Origin of the sequence: Caldimonas taiwanensis NBRC 104434, assembly GCF_001592165.1 — a bacterium.
Taxonomy (GTDB): domain Bacteria; phylum Pseudomonadota; class Gammaproteobacteria; order Burkholderiales; family Burkholderiaceae_C; genus Caldimonas; species Caldimonas manganoxidans.
Map to the genome: position 1 here is coordinate 144,077 of NZ_BCWK01000007.1, position 17,131 is coordinate 161,207.

The 17,131-nt window shown below is 68.4% G+C and carries 16 protein-coding genes and 1 pseudogene; 10 read left to right on the top strand and 7 right to left on the bottom strand.

Annotated features, from left to right (window positions below):
• The first annotated feature begins 4 nt into the window (after window positions 1–4).
• The 7 genes from CTA01S_RS08255 to CTA01S_RS08285 all read left to right on the top strand — a co-directional run bounded on the left by CTA01S_RS08255 (window position 5) and on the right by CTA01S_RS08285 (window position 7,390).
• On the top strand, window positions 5–529 hold the full coding sequence (locus tag CTA01S_RS08255; RefSeq protein WP_019561772.1) for a TRAP transporter small permease: 525 nt from the start codon (window positions 5–7) through the stop codon (window positions 527–529).
• Window positions 526–1,785 (top strand): TRAP transporter large permease, encoded by a 1,260-nt coding sequence (locus tag CTA01S_RS08260; RefSeq protein WP_019561771.1) that lies wholly within the window; start codon window positions 526–528, stop codon window positions 1,783–1,785. Before CTA01S_RS08255 ends, CTA01S_RS08260 begins: the two co-directional genes overlap by 4 nt.
• Before the next feature lie 24 nt (window positions 1,786–1,809).
• Window positions 1,810–2,664 carry a transketolase gene (locus CTA01S_RS08265; RefSeq protein ID WP_062194386.1) on the top strand — a complete coding sequence of 285 codons (855 nt, stop codon included), beginning with the start codon at window positions 1,810–1,812 and terminating at the stop codon, window positions 2,662–2,664.
• Complete coding sequence (locus CTA01S_RS08270) at window positions 2,661–3,665, top strand: transketolase family protein (RefSeq protein WP_062194389.1); 1,005 nt, start codon at window positions 2,661–2,663, stop codon at window positions 3,663–3,665. The genes CTA01S_RS08265 and CTA01S_RS08270 overlap by 4 nt, the downstream gene beginning before the upstream one ends.
• 41 nt (window positions 3,666–3,706) lie before the next feature.
• On the top strand, window positions 3,707–5,686 hold the full coding sequence (locus tag CTA01S_RS08275) for a transketolase family protein (protein WP_062194393.1): 1,980 nt from the start codon (window positions 3,707–3,709) through the stop codon (window positions 5,684–5,686).
• Window positions 5,683–6,648 carry a D-2-hydroxyacid dehydrogenase gene (locus CTA01S_RS08280; RefSeq protein ID WP_198150824.1) on the top strand — a complete coding sequence of 322 codons (966 nt, stop codon included), beginning with the start codon at window positions 5,683–5,685 and terminating at the stop codon, window positions 6,646–6,648. Before CTA01S_RS08275 ends, CTA01S_RS08280 begins: the two co-directional genes overlap by 4 nt.
• Before the next feature lie 253 nt (window positions 6,649–6,901).
• Window positions 6,902–7,390 (top strand): cupin domain-containing protein, encoded by a 489-nt coding sequence (locus CTA01S_RS08285; RefSeq protein WP_062194518.1) that lies wholly within the window; start codon window positions 6,902–6,904, stop codon window positions 7,388–7,390.
• 231 nt (window positions 7,391–7,621) lie between these two features.
• Here the strand turns inward: CTA01S_RS08285 and CTA01S_RS08290 are convergent, their stop codons facing one another.
• The 5 genes from CTA01S_RS08290 to CTA01S_RS08310 form a co-directional block, all read right to left on the bottom strand.
• Complete coding sequence (locus tag CTA01S_RS08290) at window positions 7,622–8,056, bottom strand: CreA family protein (protein WP_232301026.1); 435 nt, start codon at window positions 8,054–8,056, stop codon at window positions 7,622–7,624.
• Window positions 8,057–8,213: 157 nt separating this feature from the next.
• The gene (locus CTA01S_RS08295) at window positions 8,214–9,044 is read right to left on the bottom strand and encodes a general secretion pathway protein GspB (protein ID WP_062194399.1); all 831 of its coding nucleotides are present in this window, start codon (window positions 9,042–9,044) and stop codon (window positions 8,214–8,216) included.
• 20 nt (window positions 9,045–9,064) lie between these two features.
• On the bottom strand, window positions 9,065–10,111 hold the full coding sequence (locus tag CTA01S_RS08300; protein ID WP_062194404.1) for an ExeA family protein: 1,047 nt from the start codon (window positions 10,109–10,111) through the stop codon (window positions 9,065–9,067).
• Between the two features lie 6 nt (window positions 10,112–10,117).
• The gene (locus CTA01S_RS08305; RefSeq protein WP_062194408.1) at window positions 10,118–11,404 is read right to left on the bottom strand and encodes a sensor histidine kinase; all 1,287 of its coding nucleotides are present in this window, start codon (window positions 11,402–11,404) and stop codon (window positions 10,118–10,120) included.
• A complete protein-coding gene (locus tag CTA01S_RS08310; RefSeq protein ID WP_062194413.1) occupies window positions 11,401–12,069 on the bottom strand; it encodes a response regulator in 669 nt (222 codons plus the stop codon). The genes CTA01S_RS08305 and CTA01S_RS08310 overlap by 4 nt, the downstream gene beginning before the upstream one ends.
• Window positions 12,070–12,175: 106 nt before the next feature.
• Here CTA01S_RS08310 and CTA01S_RS08315 point away from each other — a divergent pair, with 106 nt between their 5' ends.
• The 3 genes and pseudogenes from CTA01S_RS08315 to CTA01S_RS08320 all read left to right on the top strand — a co-directional run bounded on the left by CTA01S_RS08315 (window position 12,176) and on the right by CTA01S_RS08320 (window position 15,298).
• Window positions 12,176–13,855, top strand: coding sequence for a phosphoethanolamine transferase (locus CTA01S_RS08315; protein ID WP_084362359.1), 1,680 nt, complete (start codon window positions 12,176–12,178; stop codon window positions 13,853–13,855).
• Between the two features lie 212 nt (window positions 13,856–14,067).
• A pseudogene (locus CTA01S_RS17010) lies at window positions 14,068–14,475 on the top strand (phosphatase PAP2 family protein); the annotation flags it as partial.
• A 70-nt stretch (window positions 14,476–14,545) separates the two neighbouring features.
• On the top strand, window positions 14,546–15,298 hold the full coding sequence (locus tag CTA01S_RS08320; protein WP_062194417.1) for a YoaK family protein: 753 nt from the start codon (window positions 14,546–14,548) through the stop codon (window positions 15,296–15,298).
• A gap of 47 nt (window positions 15,299–15,345) precedes the next feature.
• On the opposite strand, the gene CTA01S_RS08325 is transcribed toward CTA01S_RS08320, so the two are convergent.
• A complete protein-coding gene (locus tag CTA01S_RS08325; protein WP_019561580.1) occupies window positions 15,346–16,467 on the bottom strand; it encodes an ABC transporter ATP-binding protein in 1,122 nt (373 codons plus the stop codon).
• Window positions 16,464–17,129, bottom strand: a complete 666-nt coding sequence (gene modB, locus CTA01S_RS08330; RefSeq protein ID WP_019561579.1) for a molybdate ABC transporter permease subunit — start codon at window positions 17,127–17,129, stop codon at window positions 16,464–16,466. The genes CTA01S_RS08325 and modB overlap by 4 nt, the downstream gene beginning before the upstream one ends.
• Window positions 17,130–17,131 lie beyond the last annotated feature (2 nt).

Genomic DNA, 17,131 nt, shown 5'->3' on the forward strand with positions numbered 1-17,131 from the left:
TGCGATGAACGCGGATGTCCAGGGCCGCACGTGGCTCGACCGTCTGGTCGATGGGGTGGGTGTGACGGTGTTGGCTGCTGCCACCGCCGTGATCTTCGTGATCCTGTGCGCCAACACCGTGTTGCGCTATCTCACCGGCAGCAGCTTGGCATGGGGCAATGAAGTGCCGGAGTTGCTGTTCCCTTGGCTGGTGATGGCCGGCATCGTGTTGGCTGCACGCCGAGGCGCGCACATCGCCACCGACTTTCTCACCCAGGTGCTACCGGCGCGGGGCTTGCGAGCGCTGCGCTCTGGCGTGTGGCTGGCGGTGGCCGGGCTGCATGTCACGCTCGGGGTGGCCACATGGCAGTTGCTGCCCATCGTGCATGACGAACGCTCACCCATCCTGCGCGTGCCAGGGTCGGTCACCTACGCCTGCGTGATGGGCGGCTTGTGGCTGATGGCGCTTCTGGCGGTGCAATCGGCCTGGCAAGCCTGGGGTGGGCGCGCTGCAGCCGCTTCAGACGATGCCGCTGGAGCCGCGCGATGAGTCTGCTGATCCTGTGCGTGTTTTTGGCGGCGCTGGCGCTGGCCATGCCGATCGGTCATGCGCTGCTGGCCGCAGCCTTGGCAGCGGCGGCCAGCAATGAGCGCATACCACTGGACCTGCTGGTGCAGCAAATGGTGGCCCAGGTGCAGAGCTTTCCGCTCATCGCGATTCCCTTTTTCATGCTCACCGGCTCGCTGATGATGGGGGGCAAGCTGGGGCAGGCCTTGGTGGGCTTGTTGTCGGCCTTGGTGGGGCGTTGGCATGGCGGGCCGGCGCAAGTCAGCGTGCTGTCGTCCACGGTGTTCGGGGGGGTTTCTGGTTCGGCGGTGGCCGATGCCACGGCCATTGGCGCTTTGCTGCTGCCGTGGCAGCGTCGGCTGGGCTATCCGCCGGCGTTTTCCGCGGCCGCGTTGGCCTCGTCGGCCACCATCAGCATCCTCATCCCGCCTTCGATCCCGCTCATCCTGTATGCCGTGACGGCCAATGCCTCGATCGCCACGCTGTTTCTGGCTGGCGTGTTGCCTGGGCTGCTGTTGGCCGGCGGGTTCTTGGCCGTGTGCTGGTGGGCAGGCAAGCGCCGCGGGCTGCCCCGCGGTGAAGCGGCAGCCTCCTTGGGGCAAGTGCGGCGCGACTTGGTGTACTCGATCCCGGCCCTGCTGTTGCCGGTGTTGATCGTGGTGCTGTTGCGCTTTGGCTTTGCCACGCCGACCGAGGTGGCGGTGCTGTCCACGCTGTACGCCGCGGTGGTGTCGTCCGTGATCTACCGCGATCTGAGCTGGCGGCGTTTGCTGGAGGCCGTCATCGAAGCCGGTGTCACCAGTGGCGTGGTGCTGTTCGTGATCATGGCCTCGGCAGCCATTGGATGGTTGTTGACCTTCGACCAGATGCCGCAGCACTTTGCCCAATGGGTGCAAAGCCACGTCACGGCGGCGTGGGCCGTGGTGGCGCTGATGAACGTGTTGATGCTATTTCTGGGCATGTTCATCGATTTGCCGGCGGCGGTGTTGCTGCTGACTCCGGTGTTTCTGCCGCTGGCGCAAAGCATCGGCATGGACCCCATCCAACTGGGCGTGATGATGGTGGTCAATTTGGCCATCGGTTTGTACACGCCGCCGATGGGCACCACGCTGTTCATCACCAGCGCCATGGCGCGCGCGGGCATTGCACAGACCGTGCGCGAGCTGGCGCCGTTCTACCTCGTGGCTTTCGTGGTGCTGGTGCTCGTCTCGTATGTGCCGGCCAGCATCTTGAAGTGATTCATCGTTCGTGGAGATCCAAGCATGACCGTTGAGGACGCGCGTTTGCGCGAATTGGCTGCCGCGGCTTGGCGCATCCGTCGCTATGCGCTGCGCATGGGTGAAGTGCAAGGCCAAGGCTATGTGGGCCAGGCGCTGGGCTGGGCCGATGTGTTGGCCGTGGCGTACCGACATGCGTTGCGGTTGCGTCCCGACGACCCGCATTGGGAGGGGCGCGACCGCTTCTTGCTCTCGCATGGGCACTATGCGATTGCGCACTATGCCGCGCTGATCGAGGCGGGCATCTTGCCCGAAAGCGAGCTGGAGACCTACGGCAGCGACGACAGCCGCCTGCCGATGTCGGGCATGGCGACCTACACCCCCGGCATGGAGATCTCCGGCGGCTCGCTCGGGCAGGGCTTGGCCATCGGCGTGGGCATGGCGCTGGCCTTGCGGCACCGCGGCAACCCGGCCTATGTCTATGTGTCGATGAGCGACGGCGAGCTCGACGAAGGCGCGGTGTGGGAGGCGGCGATGAGCGCCAGCCACTGGCGGCTCGATCACTTGATCTGCTTGGTCGATCTCAACAATCAGCAGGCCGACGGGCCTTCCACGCAGGTGCTCAATTTCGAGCCTTTGGTGGACAAGTGGCGTGCGTTTGGCTGGCATGTGCAGCGCATCGATGGCAACGACTTGGCCCAGGTGCTGCAGGCCTTCGACACCGCGCGCCATTGGCCGCAGCCCCAGCCGCGCGTGATCCTGTGCGACACCCTCATGGGCAAGGGGGTGCCGTTCCTGGAGCAGCGCGACAAGAACCATTTCATCCGGGTCGATCCGCCCGAATGGCAACAAGCTTTGGACATCCTCGATCAGACCGCCCCCGAAGGAGCGCGCGCATGAACACCGCCACCGAGCGTCCTCGATTGAAAACCTCGGCGATGATCGCCTCGATTGCGGCCGAAGGGCAGCGCGTGCGCGCCGCTCCGTTCGGCAAGGCCTTGGTGGAGCTGGCCCGTCAACGCCCAGAGGTCGTGGGCCTGACGGCCGATCTGGCCAAGTACACCGATTTGCATCTCTTGGCGCAGGCCCATCCCGAGCGCTATTTCCAGATGGGCATGGCCGAGCAATTGCTGCTGGCCGCCGCCGGCGGCATGGCCAAAGAGGGCTTGCTGCCCTTTGCCACCACCTATGCGGTGTTCGCCACCCGGCGGGCTTACGACTTCATCCATCAGGTGATCGCCGAGGAAAACCTCAACGTCAAAATCTGCTGTGCGCTGCCGGGGCTGACCACCGGCTACGGGCCGAGCCACCAGGCCACCGAGGATCTGGCCATGATGCGGGCCGTGCCGGGGCTGACGATCGTCGATCCGTGTGACGCGCTGGACATCGAGCAAGCCGTGCCGCAAATCGCCGCGCATCCGGGGCCGGTGTACATGCGACTGCTGCGCGGCAATGTGCCGCTGGTGCTCGACGAGATCGAGGGCTATCGCTTCGAGCTGGGCCGCGCCAAGTTGCTGCGCGACGGGCAGGATGTGCTGATCATCAGCAGCGGCTTGATGACCATGCGGGCGCTGGAAGTGGCGCAAGACTTGGCTGCCGACCGCATCGGCGTGGCCGTTTTGCACTGTCCGACCCTCAAACCCCTGGATGAGGCCGCCATCGTCGAGCAGGTGCGCTACAAGCACCGCTTGGTGGTCGTGGCCGAGAACCACAGCATCGTCGGCGGCCTGGGCGAGGCAGTGGCCAGCGTGCTGCTGCGCCATCGGGTGCAGCCGGCGCGTTTCGAGCTGGCCGGTCTGCCCGATGCGTTCCTGGATGCCGGTGCCTTGCCCACGCTGCACCAGCGCTACGGCATCAGCCGCGAGGCGCTGGGCGGGCGCATCTGTCGCTGGCTGGGCTGAGGGGGCGGGCCGTGAGGATCGATCCGACGCTGCGGCAACGCATGGCGCATGCGATCCGCATGCTGGCCATCGATGCCATCGTGCGCGCTGGTGAAGGCCATCAGGGCGTGCCCTTGGGCATGGCCGAGATCGCCACCGCGCTGTACACCCGGAGCTTGAAATTCGATGCGCAGGCGCCCGAGTGGCCCGACCGTGACCGCGTGGTGCTGTCCAACGGCCATGGCTCGATGCTGCTGTATGCCTTGCTGCACCTGACGGGCTATGTGGCCTTCGACATCGAGCAGCTGAAAACCTTCCGCGAATTGGGTTCGCACTGCGAAGGCCACCCCGAGCGCAACGTGGCCCATGGCATCGAGGTGACCACCGGCCCGTTGGGACAAGGCATCGCCAACGCCTTGGGCATGGCCGTGGCCGAAGCCTATTTGAACGCGCGCTTTGGCGATGCGCTGGTGAACCACCGCACGTGGGCCTTCGTCGGCGACGGCTGCTTGCAAGAAGGGGTGGGGCAGGAAATGATCCAACTGGCCGGGCACTGGCGGCTGGGCAAGCTCACCTTGCTGTGGGACGACAACGCCATCACCGATGATGGCAGCACTGCGTTGTCGATCAGCGAAAACGTGGCCGAGCGTTTTCGCGTGGCCGGCTGGCATGTGCAGGAGGTGGACGGCCACGACCTGGAGGCGCTCGATGCGGCCATGGCCGCGGTGTATGAGGACCCGCGGCCGTCCTTGATCGCGTGCAAAACCATCATTGCGCGCGGCTTGGCGCGGCTGCAAGGCCAGCGCGGCGGCCACAGTGCCAAGCTGTTCGAGCAGGATGCCGAGCAAGCGCGGCGTGACCTCGATTGGCCGCATCCGCCCTTCGTCGTGCCCGAGGACGTGCTGGGCGCTTGGCGCGCGGCCGGACAGCGCGGCCGCCAGGCTCGTCGGGCATGGCAAGACCGTGTGCAAGCCTTGCCTGCGCGCGAGCGCGCCGAGTTCGAGCGCGTGCTGCAAGGCGGCCTGCGCGAGGGCTGGCGCGATGTGCTGCGGCGCTACCGCCGTGAGGCGGTGCAGACCGCGCCGCAGTCCAGCGGCATCTTCATCTGCGCCGATCTGCACCAGCGGCTGACTCCGTTGATGCCGGAGCGCTTGATCGCTTGCGCCGACCTGGAAGCGCCGATGGGGCACAAGCGGGACCAGGCGGCCTTCACTGCCGAGCATCGCGCGGGCAGCTATTTGCATTGCGGAGTGCGCGAGCATGCGATGGGCGCCTTGGCCGTGGGCATGGCTGCGCATGGTGGCATCGTGCCGCTGGCGCTGACCTATCTGGCCTTCAGCGATTACGAGCGTCCGGCTTTGCGCATGGCGGCGCTGATGGGGCTGCCGGTGCATTTCGTCTTCAGTCACGACTCGATCGGCATCGGGCGCAATGGCCCCACCCACCAGCCGGTGGAAATGCTGGCCAGCCTGCGGGCCCTGCCTGGCATGTGGGTGATGCGGCCGGCCGATGCCGTGGAAGCCGCCGAATGCTGGGAAGTGGCGTTGCAGCGCCGCGATGGCCCGGTCAGCTGGATCTTTGCCCGCCAGAGCCTGCCGCATGTGCGCTCGGCGGACGATGGGATGGACAACCGCAGCGCCCGCGGGGCCTATGTGCTGCTGGAGGCCGAAGGCCCGCGGCAAGTGACCTTGCTGGCCACGGGCTCGGAAGTGGCGCTGGCGGTGCAGGCCCGCCAGCACTTGCAGGCCCAGGGCATCGGCACGGCCGTGGTGTCCATGCCGTGCTGGGAGTTGTTCGAACAACAGGACGAGGCTTACCAACACGCCGTGCTGGGGCCTGGCACCGTGCGCGTGGGCTGCGAGGCGGCGGTGGACTTCGGCTGGTGCCGCTGGTTGGGCGAGCGCGGGCGCTTCGTGGGCATGCGAGGCTTCGGCGCCAGCGGGCCGGGACCTCGGCTGTACGAACACTTCGGCATCACGCCACAGCGCATCGTGCAAGAAGCGCTGGACGCGTTGCAGCAGGCCAGCACGCAGGGGAGATGATGCATCACATCGTGTTTTTGGATCGGGCCACCTTGGCAGCGCAAGTGCGCATGCGCCGGCCGGGGTTCGAGCATGTGTGGATCGAGCACGAGCGCACCAGCGCCGACCAGGTGGTGCAGCGGCTGCAAGGCGCCACCATGGCCATCACCAACAAGGTGCCCATCACGGAAGACGCGCTGGCGCAACTGCCGCAGCTGCGCTTGGTGGCCGTGGCCGCCACCGGCACCGACTGTGTGGACCTGGCCGCCTGTGCGCGCCATGGCGTGAAGGTGTGCAACATCCGAGGCTATGCGGTGCATACCGTGCCGGAACACACCCTGGCGCTGATGCTGGCCTTGCGCCGCCGCTTGCTGGCCTACCGCGAGTCGGTGCTGGCCGGACGCTGGTGGGACAGTGGGCAGTTTTGCTTCCACGACCACCCGATCGCCGACCTGGCCGGCGCCACACTGGGCATCGTGGGCCGGGGTGAACTGGGGCGGCGAGTCGGGGAACTGGCGCAAGCCTTTGGCATGCAGGTGCTGTGGGCCGGGCGCAAAGGGGTCGCTCGGGTCGAGCCGCCTTACACCCCTTGGAGCGAGGTGCTGCAGCGTTGCGATGTGCTCAGCCTGCATTGCCCCTTGACGCCCGAAACCCGCGGCTTGCTGGGCGAGGCCGAGTTTCATGCGATGCGGCGCCGCCCGCTCATCATCAACACCGCCCGCGGCGCGTTGATCGACGAGGCGGCTCTCGCGCGCGCCTTGGACCAGGGGCTCATCGGCGGAGCGGCGCTGGATGTGGCCAGTGTCGAGCCGCCGCCGCCCGATCACCCGCTGCTGCGCCTGGCCCAGCGGCCCGAGGTCTTGCTGACACCGCACGTGGCCTGGGCCTCGCTGCAAGCGCAACAGCGCTTGGCCGATCAGCTGACCGAGGTCCTGGAGGCCTTTGCCGCCGGGCAGCCGATGAACGAGGTCGGATCGAGCTGAGCGCATTCCTCCAACAAGGCTTCGACAAGGCAAGGGGCTGTCCTGACCCGGCCCCTGACGGGTGGAATTCTTGCCCCTCGTCGCCCAAGGGCCTGGCTCGAAGGCGTCCAGCTCGGCTTGTTCAAGGATCATCGCGCCCACGCGGGCTGAGACCGTCGGAAACGTTCGGCGCGGCATGTCGGTTAGCATGGTGGCGTGCCGAATCGGTTGGCAAGGCCGCAGTGCCGTTGCGTTCAACCCAGGAGCTCCGATCATGTCTGATCCATCTGCTGCCGCTGATCCCGTTGCCGTGTTCGCCGAGCACATCGCACCGCGCGCCAAACCGTCCAACTACCCGCAGCCCTTTGCCTCCCGCATGGCCGGGCGCACCAAGCGCGCGCTGGGTGAGGCGTTTGGTCTGAAGAACTTTGGCGTCAACCTGACCGAACTGGCGCCGGGCGCCATCTCGGCGCTGCGGCATTCGCATACCCGTCAGGATGAGTTTATTTACGTCTTGCAAGGGCATCCCACCCTGCGAACCAACGCCGGTGATACCCGGCTGTCTCCTGGCATGTGCGCGGGGTTTCGTGCGGGTAGCGGCGACGCGCATCATCTGCTGAATCAGACCGATGAGACCGTGGTTTACCTGGAAGTCGGTGACCGATCCGTCGGTGATGCGGTGAGCTATCCGGACGATGACCTGCAGGCCACGCTGGTGGATGGCCGGTGGGTGTTCGCGCACAAGGACGGCCGACCGTACTGAGTCCACGCGCCAGTGCCATGGCGCCGGGTTCGGGGCGACGCTGGTCGGGGTAGACCACCGCCGTCTCGATGGAGCGGCTCACAAAACGGCGTCGTGAGCTGTGCAAGCGGATGACGCAACGAGCCAGGGGCGAAAACGCCGCATGAGTGTCGAGGCTGTCTCCGACGTAGGCCATGCCCATGTGTGGGGGCTGTGCGGCATCGGCTGCCACGATGCCCAAGGCGCGAGTCCTCATCGACGTTCTCGCACCGGAATCGGGGTTGCTCGGTCGATGGTCACTGCGGTCACGCTGTTTTGTGGCGAGCCTTCGATGACGCGGTCGGAGTAGGTGAGGTAGACGAGGGTGTGGCGCTTCACGTCCACCATGCGCACCACGTGCAGGCGTTTGAAGAGCAGGGACATGCGTTCGGTGAACACGTCTTCTTGCAGCGGCAGCGGCTGCTTGAAGGTCACGGGGCCGACTTGGCGGCACGCGATGGAGGCTTCGGAGCGGTCTTCGGCCAGACCGAGCGCGCCCTTGATGCCGCCGGTGCGGGCGCGCGAGACGTAGCAAGTGACGCCCAAGACCTTGGGGTCGTCATAGGCTTCGACGACGATCTTGTGGTCCGGGCCCAGCCATTGGAAGGCGGTATCGACTTCTCCGAGGGGCTCTGCCTGGCTTGGCATGCTGCTCACCGCGGCGGCGAGGAGGAGGGCGCAAGGGACGGTGGGGTTCATCATGGGGGCGTACTCCTGGAGTGGCGAGGCCGAACCGGCAGCGTCAGCAGCCCCACCAGGGCCAACGGGGCGAAGCCGTGCGCATGCCGTGGGATGCGTCAGTCGATCAATAGGTGAGTTGGAAGCGCTGCTGTCGCCAGCGCAGCACGGCCGCACGCGGCTGGATGTGCTCGACCACCAGCTCGGGGCCCACCGAGTCGCCTTCCCGGTAGGGTTGTCCGTTGACGATGACGATGCGCTCGGACGGGGTGGTGGCGTAGATCAAGCCGCCCAAGCTCAGCGGGGGCAGGGCGCTGCGCACGGTCTCGGGCAGGTCCTGCAGGCGCGGGGCCGGGGCCGATGGGGCGGGCCGCTGGGCCGCTGCGGCCGCAGGCGGTGCGGGCTGCTGCGGCGCCAGGGGGGGCTGCGCCGTGTGAAGTGCGGCCGGCGGCGCCGCAGGCTCAGGCTGCAAGGCGGCGGCGGGGGCGGGCGGCCGTGGTTCGCTGGGCGGCCGTGGTGCCGCAGGCGCTGCGGCCTGAGGCGCCGGGCGCGGCGCCCGCGGCGTGGGGGGTGGCGAGGTGGCCGGCGCGGCTGGTGCGGGGCTGGGCGGCACGGCCGTGGGTGCAGGCGGGCTCTGCGGTGCTGAGGCGGGCGCTTGTGCGATGGGCGCTGCAAGGGGCGGCTCTTGCGCTGCCGGGGTCGGGAGGGCGGGTGGCCGTGGGGGGTGTTGCTGCGCGGCAGGCGGGGTGTCCACCGGCGTTTGGCGGCCCCACCAATAAGCCAGTCCCGGCAGCGCCAGGCCCAGCAGCAGACCCATGGCCCACCACAGCGGTGCTGGTGAGCGGTGGCTTGGCATCGCGGGTTCGGGGTCGATCCGGTGCTGGCTGTCCAGCCCGGGCACGGCACCGCGTTTGCGCTCGGCCTCGGCGCGTCGCAGGGCTTCGAGGATGTACGACATGGGCAGCGGCTTGAAAGGGTTCAGGGATCGGCGGACGCCGCAGGCGCCAGGTGGGGCGGCGCCGTGCGGGGCGCGGCGGCGGGCGAATGGGTGGGGGCCGCGGGCTCGGGCCGGCTCAGCGTCCAGGCGGCATAGCCCAGGCCGGCCAGGCCCAAGCCGGTGGCCAGCGCGGCCGCCAGGGGGCGCAGCGCCGGGCTGCGGTGCCAGCGCGGCCACCAGCGGCCGCCTCCGGCGAGGCCGCCGTCTTCCTCGTCGAAGACTTCGCGGGCGGCACGCTCGACGATGCGCGCGTCCACGCGGGGCTGGCCGCAGGCGTAGGCCCCCAACAGGGCCCGGTCGCACAGCAGGTTGATGCGGCGTGGCACCCCGCGCGAGAGCCGATGGATGCGTTGGAGCGCGCCACGGTCGAAGGGCAAGGGGGTGCTCAGGCCGGCCACGCCCATGCGGTGGCGCACGTAGGCGACCGTGTCTTTCTCGTCGAGGGCTTGCAGGTGGTAGCGCGCGATCACGCGCTGGGCGAGCTGTTCGAGCTCGGGCCGGCGCAGCATGCGGCGCAGCTCGGGCTGGCCGATCAGGATGATCTGCAACAGTTTGCGCTCGTGGGTTTCCAGGTTGGTCAGCAGCCGCAGCTGCTCCAGCACGTCGGCCGAGAGGTTCTGGGCTTCGTCGATGATGAGCACGTTGTTGCGTCCCACCGAGTGCATGCGCAGCAAGAAGGCATTGAGCGCATCGACGTAGTCTTTCACCGTGGCCTGTCCGGGGCCGAGGTGTTCGATGGGCACCTGGAATTCCTCGCACACCGTGCGCAGCAGCTCCTCGACCGTGAGTTTGGGGTTGAACACATAAGCGACATTGCAGCGCTTGGGGATGCGTTCGAGGAAGCAGCGGCACACGGTGGTCTTGCCCGCACCGATCTCGCCGGTGAGCAAGACGAAGCCCCCGCCGGCGCGCACGCCATACAGCAGGTGGGCCAGCGCTTCGCGATGGCGCTCGCTCATGTAGAGATAGCGCGGGTCGGGCGCGATGGAAAACGGCGCTTGCGCCAGGCCGAAGAATTGCGCGTACATGATGGCTCAAGGATAGCGGGCGGCCGCAGCCGGCCCCAAGTCCAGCCGCACGGCAAAGCCTGGGTCCACCGGCTCCAAGGTCACCCGTCCACCGTGCGCGCGGGCCACCAGGTCGGCCAGCATCAGGCCCAAGCCCACCTGGCCCTCGTAGGCTTGTTCATCCAGGGCTTGCTGGATCGCGCGTCGCCGCGCCTCGGGCAGGCCGGGGCCGTCGTCGCGCAGACGCAGCCCATTGCGTGGCGGCTCGGGGCCCGCCGCGTGTTCCAGCCACAGTTGGGACGCACCATGGCGGCTGGCATTGTCGAGCAAATTCGACAAGGCAGCGGCCAGCAAGTCGGGGTCGGCATGCAGTCGCAGATCGGGGGCGGCATGCACGAGCAGGCCGTCGATCGGCAGGTCCTGCAGCATGGCGTTCACATCGACCATGCGGCGGGTGGGCTCGGCGCCGCTGCGAAACAACGTGATGACCGCCGCCACCACACGGCGCAAGCGGCGCGAGGCCTCGCGCGCGCGCCGCAGCGCAGCCGAATGCTCGGCGGGCGAGGCCACCTGCGCGGCGGCCAGCTGGGCGTCCAGTCCGGCCAGCGGGGTGCGTAGCGCATGGGCCACCTGGGCGGCCACGGCGCGTTCCTGCCCGAGCCGGCGGCGCAGTCCGTCCCCGAGGCAGACCACGGCGTCGCGCAGGGTTTGGAGTTCGAGTCGATCGGCCTCGGGCAAAGGAGGGTGTTTCAAGGGGTCGTGACGGGCGATGCGTTCGGACCACTCGGTCAAAGGGCGCAACTCGCGCCGTACCCGTCGGCGCATCCACAGCACGAACACCGCGCCCACGCCCAAGGCGCTGGCGCTCACGCTCAGGGCCACGTCGGTGAGTGCTTCCAACCGTTCGGCACGGGTTTGTCCCACATACAACATGCTGCCATCGGGCAAGGCGCGGCCATACAGCCGCCAGGCTGCTGCGGCCGCTGGCGTGGTGGCGAATCCCGCTTGGGCGGTGGTCAGCCAAGGCTGCGCCGGGGCGGCCGTGGATCGGGCGCGCAGCTGGCCGTCCAGACCCACCCATTGCCATGCGTAGCGGCCTGGGCCGGTGTCGCGGTGCAGGCCGGGCGGCTGCGGCGTCTGGGTCAGCAACCCGGCCAGCACCTCGGCCGACGCCACCAGGGTGTCGTCCAACAGCTCGTCGACTTCATGCCGCAGCGCCAGCCACACCGCCGCCGAGGCCAGCACCGCCCAGGCCAGCGACAGCGCCAGCACCGTGCGGGCCAGCCGACGCACGATCGAAGGCGGGGACTTCATTCGGCGGCCTCGCTGGGGCGCAAGCGGTAGCCCAGCCCGCGCACGGTGTCGATCAGGCCGGGGCCGAGCTTGCGCCGCAGGTGTGAGACGTGGACCTCCAGCGCGTTGCTGTGCACCTCGGCTTCGCGCGCGAAGACCAGGGCCTCGAGCTCGGCCTTGGGCACCAGCCGACCGGCGCGCAGGATCAAGGCTTCGAGCACCGCCCATTCGCGTGCGGTGAGCGCCACCGGCTGCTCGTCGCGGCGGACTTGCCGGCGGCCGAGGTCGATGCGCAGCGTACCCCAGCGCAGCGGCTGGCCGGCCCCGCCCTGCGCACGGCGCTGTACCGCGCGCAGGCGGGCCAGCAGCTCCTCCGGGTCGAAGGGCTTGACCAGATAGTCATCGGCGCCGCTGTCCAGCCCTTCGATGCGTTCGTGCACGCGGTCGCGCGCCGTCAGCACCAGCGCGGCGGTCGCGTCGCCTTGCCGGCGCCGCCGGCGCAGCCAGTCCAGCCCCGAGCCGTCGGGCAGCTGCCAGTCGATCAACCAGGCGTCATAGGGCTCGCTGGCCAGCACCTCGGCCTGCGCCACCTCGGTGACCCAATCCACCGCATGGCCCAGTGCGCCAAGGTAGTCGCGCAAGCCGCCGCCGAGCAAGCGGTCGTCTTCGATCAGGAGCAGTCGCATCGCAGGAAGCGCAGTCAAGTCCCCCGCACGGGGTTGCAGACCGTACGCTAGCACGGCTGCGCCGGGGCTTCAGTTTGGCTTCAGGGTGAACGCTTGCAATCGCGGCATGTTGGTATCTTTTCGTCTTCGGCCGGCCGTTCGTGCCGGCCGTGCGGTGCTGCGTCCCTGTCCTGCAGAAGTGCTGATCGTCGGCTTGAGCCTGTGGTGGCTGCTGATGGAGCACCGCCGGTTCTTTGGCGCGGTGCGTGAACATCTGGGCAGCGCTTCATGGGGCGTGCTGGCCGCCTGGATGCTCGCCGTGCTGGCGTTGAACGTGGTGGTGTTGTCGGTGCTTGCGCCAGGGCGGGCGTTTCGCCCGGTGGCCGTCGCACTCACGCTGGTGGCGGCGGTGTCGAGCTATTACGTCGATCATTACGGCGTTTTCCTCGACCCCTCGATGCTGCGCAATGTGCTGCACACGCAGCCGGCCGAAGCGCGCGAGCTGTTGGGGGCAGGCTTGTTCTGGCATGTGCTGGTGCACGCGGGCCCGCCAAGCGCGGTGGTGATGCTGTGGCCGTTGTCGCGCCGCTCCTGGCCGCAGGCGTTGGCGTGGCGGGCGGCCACCGTGCTGGGGGCCAGCGTGGTTTTGATCGCCGTGGTGATGGCCACGTTCCAGCCCTTGGCTTCGCTGATGCGCAACCACAAAGAACTGCGTTATTGGTTGCTGCCGGCCGCCCCGCTGTGGTCCGTCGCGAAAGCGTTGACGGGCGATGCCAGGCAAGCGACCGGCCCGCGCACGCCCATCGGGCTGGATGCACAACGCATCCTGCCGCCGGGCCCGCGCCGACCGCGGGTGGTGGTCCTGGTGGTGGGCGAGACGGCGCGCGCGGCCAATTGGGGATTGAATGGTTATGCCCGTCAGACCACCCCCGGCCTGGCCGAGCGGGGGGTGATCAATGTGGCGCCGGTGCAAAGCTGCGGCACCAACACCGAGGTGTCGGTGCCGTGTTTGTTTGCGCCGGTGGGGCGGCGCGATTATGACGAAGACCGCATCCGCCGCAGTGAGTCGCTGTTGCACGTGCTGGCCCGGGCGGGCTGGGCGGTGCAGTGGATCGACAACCAAACCGGCTGCAAAGGCGTGTGCGAGGGGCTGCCCTACACGACCGTGGCGCAGCTGGCCCCGCCCGAGCTGTGCCACGACGGCACCTGCTGGGACGAAGGCCTGCTCACCGGGCTGGACGACCGACTGAAGCGTTTGCAAGACGATCAGGTGCTGGTGCTGCACATGCTGGGCAATCATGGCCCGTCGTACTTCCGGCGCTATCCGTCAGCGTTTGCTCGCTTCCAACCGGAGTGCCGGGAAGATGAGTTGCAGCGCTGCTCACGCGAGGCCATCGTCAATGCCTATGACAATGCCTTGTTGTACACCGACCATGTGCTCAGCCGCCTGATCGATACCTTGAAGGCCCATGCCGCGCAGGTGGACAGCGCCATGCTCTATGTCTCCGACCATGGCGAATCCTTGGGCGAGGCGCAGCTGTATTTGCACGGCCTGCCCTATGCCATCGCCCCGGCCGAGCAAACCCGCGTGCCGATGGTGATGTGGTTCTCGCCGGGCTATGCGGCGGGCTTGTCCCTGGATGAGGGCTGCCTGCGCCAGCGCGCCCTGCAAGGCGCCGCGCACGACCACGTGTTTCACACCGTCTTGGCGCTTGCGGGGGTGAGCACGGCGCTGTACGAGCCGGCCTGGGATTTGATCGCGGGCTGCCGCCGGCCGCCGGCCGCAGCGCAGCGGCCGGCGCCATGAATCCGCGGCAAGCTTCACAAGGGCCGGCGCTGCTGGCCGCTGCGCTGCTGATCCTGGCTTGGGAGGCGCTCGGCGGCGATCTGTGGGTGGCCCACCGACTGGGCGGCGCGGCGGGGTTCCCGTGGCGCCACCATTGGCTGACCGAGACCGTGTTGCACGAAGGCGGGCGGGCGCTGTCCGGCGTGGCCCTGGTGCTGTGGGCCGCCTGGGCCATGGGGCCGCAGACCGAGGGCAGGCCGTCACGGCGTGAGCGCTGGCGGGCTTGGGCGCTGAGCCTGGGCTTGCTGTTGCTGGTGCCGGCGATCAAGCGGCTCAGCCTGGCCAGCTGTCCCTGGGACATGCATGAGTTCGGCGGCGCGGCACGCTATGTGTCGCATTGGTTGTCGTGGTGGCCGGCCCAAGGCGATGGCGGCCCAGGACATTGCTTTCCGGCCGGACATGCGACCGCCGCATTTGCCTTCTTGCCCGGGGTGTGGATGTGGGCGGCGCACGACCGCCGCATGGCCATGCGCTGGGCGCTGGCGGTGGTGAGCGCCGGTGTCTTGCTGTCGCTGGGGCAAACCCTGCGCGGGGCGCACTTCGTGAGCCACCATCTGTGGACCGCGTGGCTGTGCTGGGCCTGCAGCGCCATGCTGGCGCCTCGCAGGCTGGCGCGGGCGCCGGCCGTGATCCGTGATGCACAATCTTTGGATGCCTGTACCCACCTTACGTCGCTTGCTGGCGCCGCAGCGCAGCCCCGGCAGCAACAGGAAGCTCGGACGGATCCTGGCCTTCGTCGCTGGCGCCATCAATGCCGGTGGCTTTTTGGCCGTGCATCGATACACCTCGCACATGACCGGCATCGTCTCGGCGATCGCCGATGATTTGGTGTTGGGTCAGATGGCACTGGCCTTGGGTGGGGCGGCCTCGGTCGGGGCTTTCGTGGCTGGCGCGGCCACGACCGCCGGTTTCGTCCATTGGGCCCGACGGCGACAGATGCACAGCGAATACGCCTTGAGCCTGTTGTTGGAGGCCGTGTTGTTGTTGGTGTTCGGGCTGATGGGGGCTCATCTGGCCTGGCGGGCGGACCTGATCGTTCCGGCCACGGTGCTGTTGCTGTGTTTCGTGATGGGCTTGCAAAACGCGCTCATCACCAAGATCTCTCGGGCCGAGATTCGCACGACGCACATGACCGGCATCCTCACCGACTTAGGCATCGAGCTGGGGCGCTTGTTTTATTGGAACCGCGATCCGCGGGCCAATGCGCAGTATTTCGTCCGCGCCAATCGCGACCGCTTGCGCCTGCATGCGCAGGTGCTGGGCTGTTTTCTGAGCGGAGGCATCGTTGGTGCGGCTGCATTCAAATCGTTCGGCTTTGTTGCGGCCGTGCCGTTGGCCGTGTTGCTGGCGGCGCTGGCGGTCGTTCCGGTGCTGGACGATGTGCGTCGGATGCTGGCGCGCTGATGGGCGCACGGATGGGCGCACGGATCCGACGGTGGGCTGGCTGAGGCTCAAGCGGGGCGTGGGCGCCAAGGCATCACGTGCACCAGCTCCGGGTCGAGCCGCAGGCCCAGCGACGTGCCGGGGTGCAGCCCCAACCGCCGCGGGCCGGACACGGTGAGCTTGAGCCTCACGCCAGGCAGCTCGGCCAGTTCACACCCCACCAGGCTGATCTCTCCGAGGTGGCGGGCTTCACGCACCGTGACGCGCCAGCCGTCGACCGCCTCATCGGCGTCCAGCAGGTGCAAGCCTTCGCTGCTGATGACCCAATGCACGGCTTGGCCCGCGGCGATCTTGCCTTTGTCCCGCACGCGCAGGCGCAGGCCCTCGCCGGGGGCGGCGCCTGGCGCCTGCCAGCACAGCCATGCCTGCCCGGGCTGATCCGCCGGGCCCAGCCATACGCCTTCGAATCGGTTTTGCAGCCCCACCAGATCGGCCACGCGCGCATTGCGCGGGGCCCGATGGATGTCGGCCGGGCTGCCTTGCTGAAGCACCCGCCCGGCATCCATCACGACGAGCTGATCGGCCAAGAGTCGGGCTTCGTGCAAGTCGTGCGTGACCAGCACGATGGGGATGGCCAGTTCGCGCCGCAAATCGGCCAACAAGGCGTACAGACCTTGGCGATTCATCTGATCCACGGCCGAGAACGGTTCATCCAGCAGCAGCAGCTTGGGCTCGCGCGCCAGCGCGCGGGCCAGCGCCACACGTTGCTGCTGCCCCCCGGACAGTTCGGCCGGCCGGCGCCCATGCAGCGCCGCATCCAGGCGCATGTGCTCGAGCCATTGACGCGCGCGTGCGTTGCGCTGCGCGCGCGGCAGATGCAGCATCGACAAGGCCACGTTGTCCTGCGCACTGAGGTGCGGCATCAGTGCATAGTGTTGGAACACCAGGCCCACGTGCCGTTCCTGCGGGCGGCGGTGCACGCCGGCGGCCGTGTCGCACCAGACCTCCTCGCCCACTTGGACGCGGCCCCGCGCGGGCCGCATCAGGCCGGCCAAGATGCGCAGCATCGAGGTTTTACCGGCCCCGGAGGGGCCCACCAGCGCAGTCAGCTCACCGGCCGCACAGCCAAAGCGGCCCTGCAGCGGCATGGGGTGCGTCTGCTCGATCTCGACGAACAGGGCCGTGTTCATCGCTTCACCCACAACCGGGCCGATGCGAAGAAGGACGCGGCCACCGCGCCGAGCGAAAACAGCAGCAGCACCAGCGCCATGCGGTCGGCGGCTTGCAGGTCGAACGCCTGCACCCGGTCGTAGATCGCGATGGCGATGGTCTTGGTCTCACCGGGGATGCTGCCGCCGACCATCAGCACCACGCCAAATTCGCCCAGCGTGTGCACGAAGGTCAGCACCATGGCCGACAGCACGCCCGGCCATGCCAGTGGCAGCTCGATGCGCCAAAAGGTTTGCCAACCCGACAGGCCACTGACCGCGGCGGCCTCGGCCAGATTGCGCGGGATCGCCTCGAAGGCGCGTTGCACGGGCTGCACCATGAAGGGGATGTTGAATATCACCGAGGCCAGGAGCAAGCCGGTGAAATTGAACGTCAGGCGGATGTCGAAGTGATCGGCCAACCATCGCCCCAGCGGCGAGGCCCCGCCCAGCCCCACCAGCAGGTAGTAGCCCAGCACCGTGGGCGGCAGCACCAGGGGCAGCACCACCACGGCTTCGATCCATGCTTTGCCCGCCATGCGAGTGCGAGCCAACCAGCGCCCCAAGATCAAGCCCAGCGGCAACAGCACGGCCAGCGTGGCGGCGGCCAGCTTCAGCGACAGGACCAGTGCCTGCCAGTCCATGG

Excerpts from the sequence above, each read along its gene's own strand:
- CTA01S_RS08260 (WP_019561771.1), top strand. The coding sequence starts at position 526 with ATGAGTCTGCTGATCCTGTGCGTGTTTTTGGCGGCGCTGGCGCTGGCC.
- CTA01S_RS08310 (WP_062194413.1), bottom strand. The coding sequence starts at position 12,069 with ATGCGACTGCTCCTGATCGAAGACGACCGCTTGCTCGGCGGCGGCTTG.
- CTA01S_RS08285 (WP_062194518.1), top strand. The coding sequence starts at position 6,902 with ATGTCTGATCCATCTGCTGCCGCTGATCCCGTTGCCGTGTTCGCCGAG.
- CTA01S_RS08275 (WP_062194393.1), top strand. The coding sequence starts at position 3,707 with ATGGCGCATGCGATCCGCATGCTGGCCATCGATGCCATCGTGCGCGCT.
- CTA01S_RS08305 (WP_062194408.1), bottom strand. The coding sequence starts at position 11,404 with ATGAAGTCCCCGCCTTCGATCGTGCGTCGGCTGGCCCGCACGGTGCTG.
- CTA01S_RS08325 (WP_019561580.1), bottom strand. The coding sequence starts at position 16,467 with ATGAACACGGCCCTGTTCGTCGAGATCGAGCAGACGCACCCCATGCCG.
- CTA01S_RS08315 (WP_084362359.1), top strand. The coding sequence starts at position 12,176 with ATGTTGGTATCTTTTCGTCTTCGGCCGGCCGTTCGTGCCGGCCGTGCG.
- CTA01S_RS08290 (WP_232301026.1), bottom strand. The coding sequence starts at position 8,056 with ATGCCAAGCCAGGCAGAGCCCCTCGGAGAAGTCGATACCGCCTTCCAA.
- CTA01S_RS08295 (WP_062194399.1), bottom strand. The coding sequence starts at position 9,044 with ATGTCGTACATCCTCGAAGCCCTGCGACGCGCCGAGGCCGAGCGCAAA.
- CTA01S_RS08280 (WP_198150824.1), top strand. The coding sequence starts at position 5,683 with ATGATGCATCACATCGTGTTTTTGGATCGGGCCACCTTGGCAGCGCAA.
- CTA01S_RS08270 (WP_062194389.1), top strand. The coding sequence starts at position 2,661 with ATGAACACCGCCACCGAGCGTCCTCGATTGAAAACCTCGGCGATGATC.
- CTA01S_RS08265 (WP_062194386.1), top strand. The coding sequence starts at position 1,810 with ATGACCGTTGAGGACGCGCGTTTGCGCGAATTGGCTGCCGCGGCTTGG.
- CTA01S_RS08255 (WP_019561772.1), top strand. The coding sequence starts at position 5 with ATGAACGCGGATGTCCAGGGCCGCACGTGGCTCGACCGTCTGGTCGAT.
- CTA01S_RS08320 (WP_062194417.1), top strand. The coding sequence starts at position 14,546 with ATGCCTGTACCCACCTTACGTCGCTTGCTGGCGCCGCAGCGCAGCCCC.
- CTA01S_RS08300 (WP_062194404.1), bottom strand. The coding sequence starts at position 10,111 with ATGTACGCGCAATTCTTCGGCCTGGCGCAAGCGCCGTTTTCCATCGCG.
- modB (WP_019561579.1), bottom strand. The coding sequence starts at position 17,129 with ATGGACTGGCAGGCACTGGTCCTGTCGCTGAAGCTGGCCGCCGCCACG.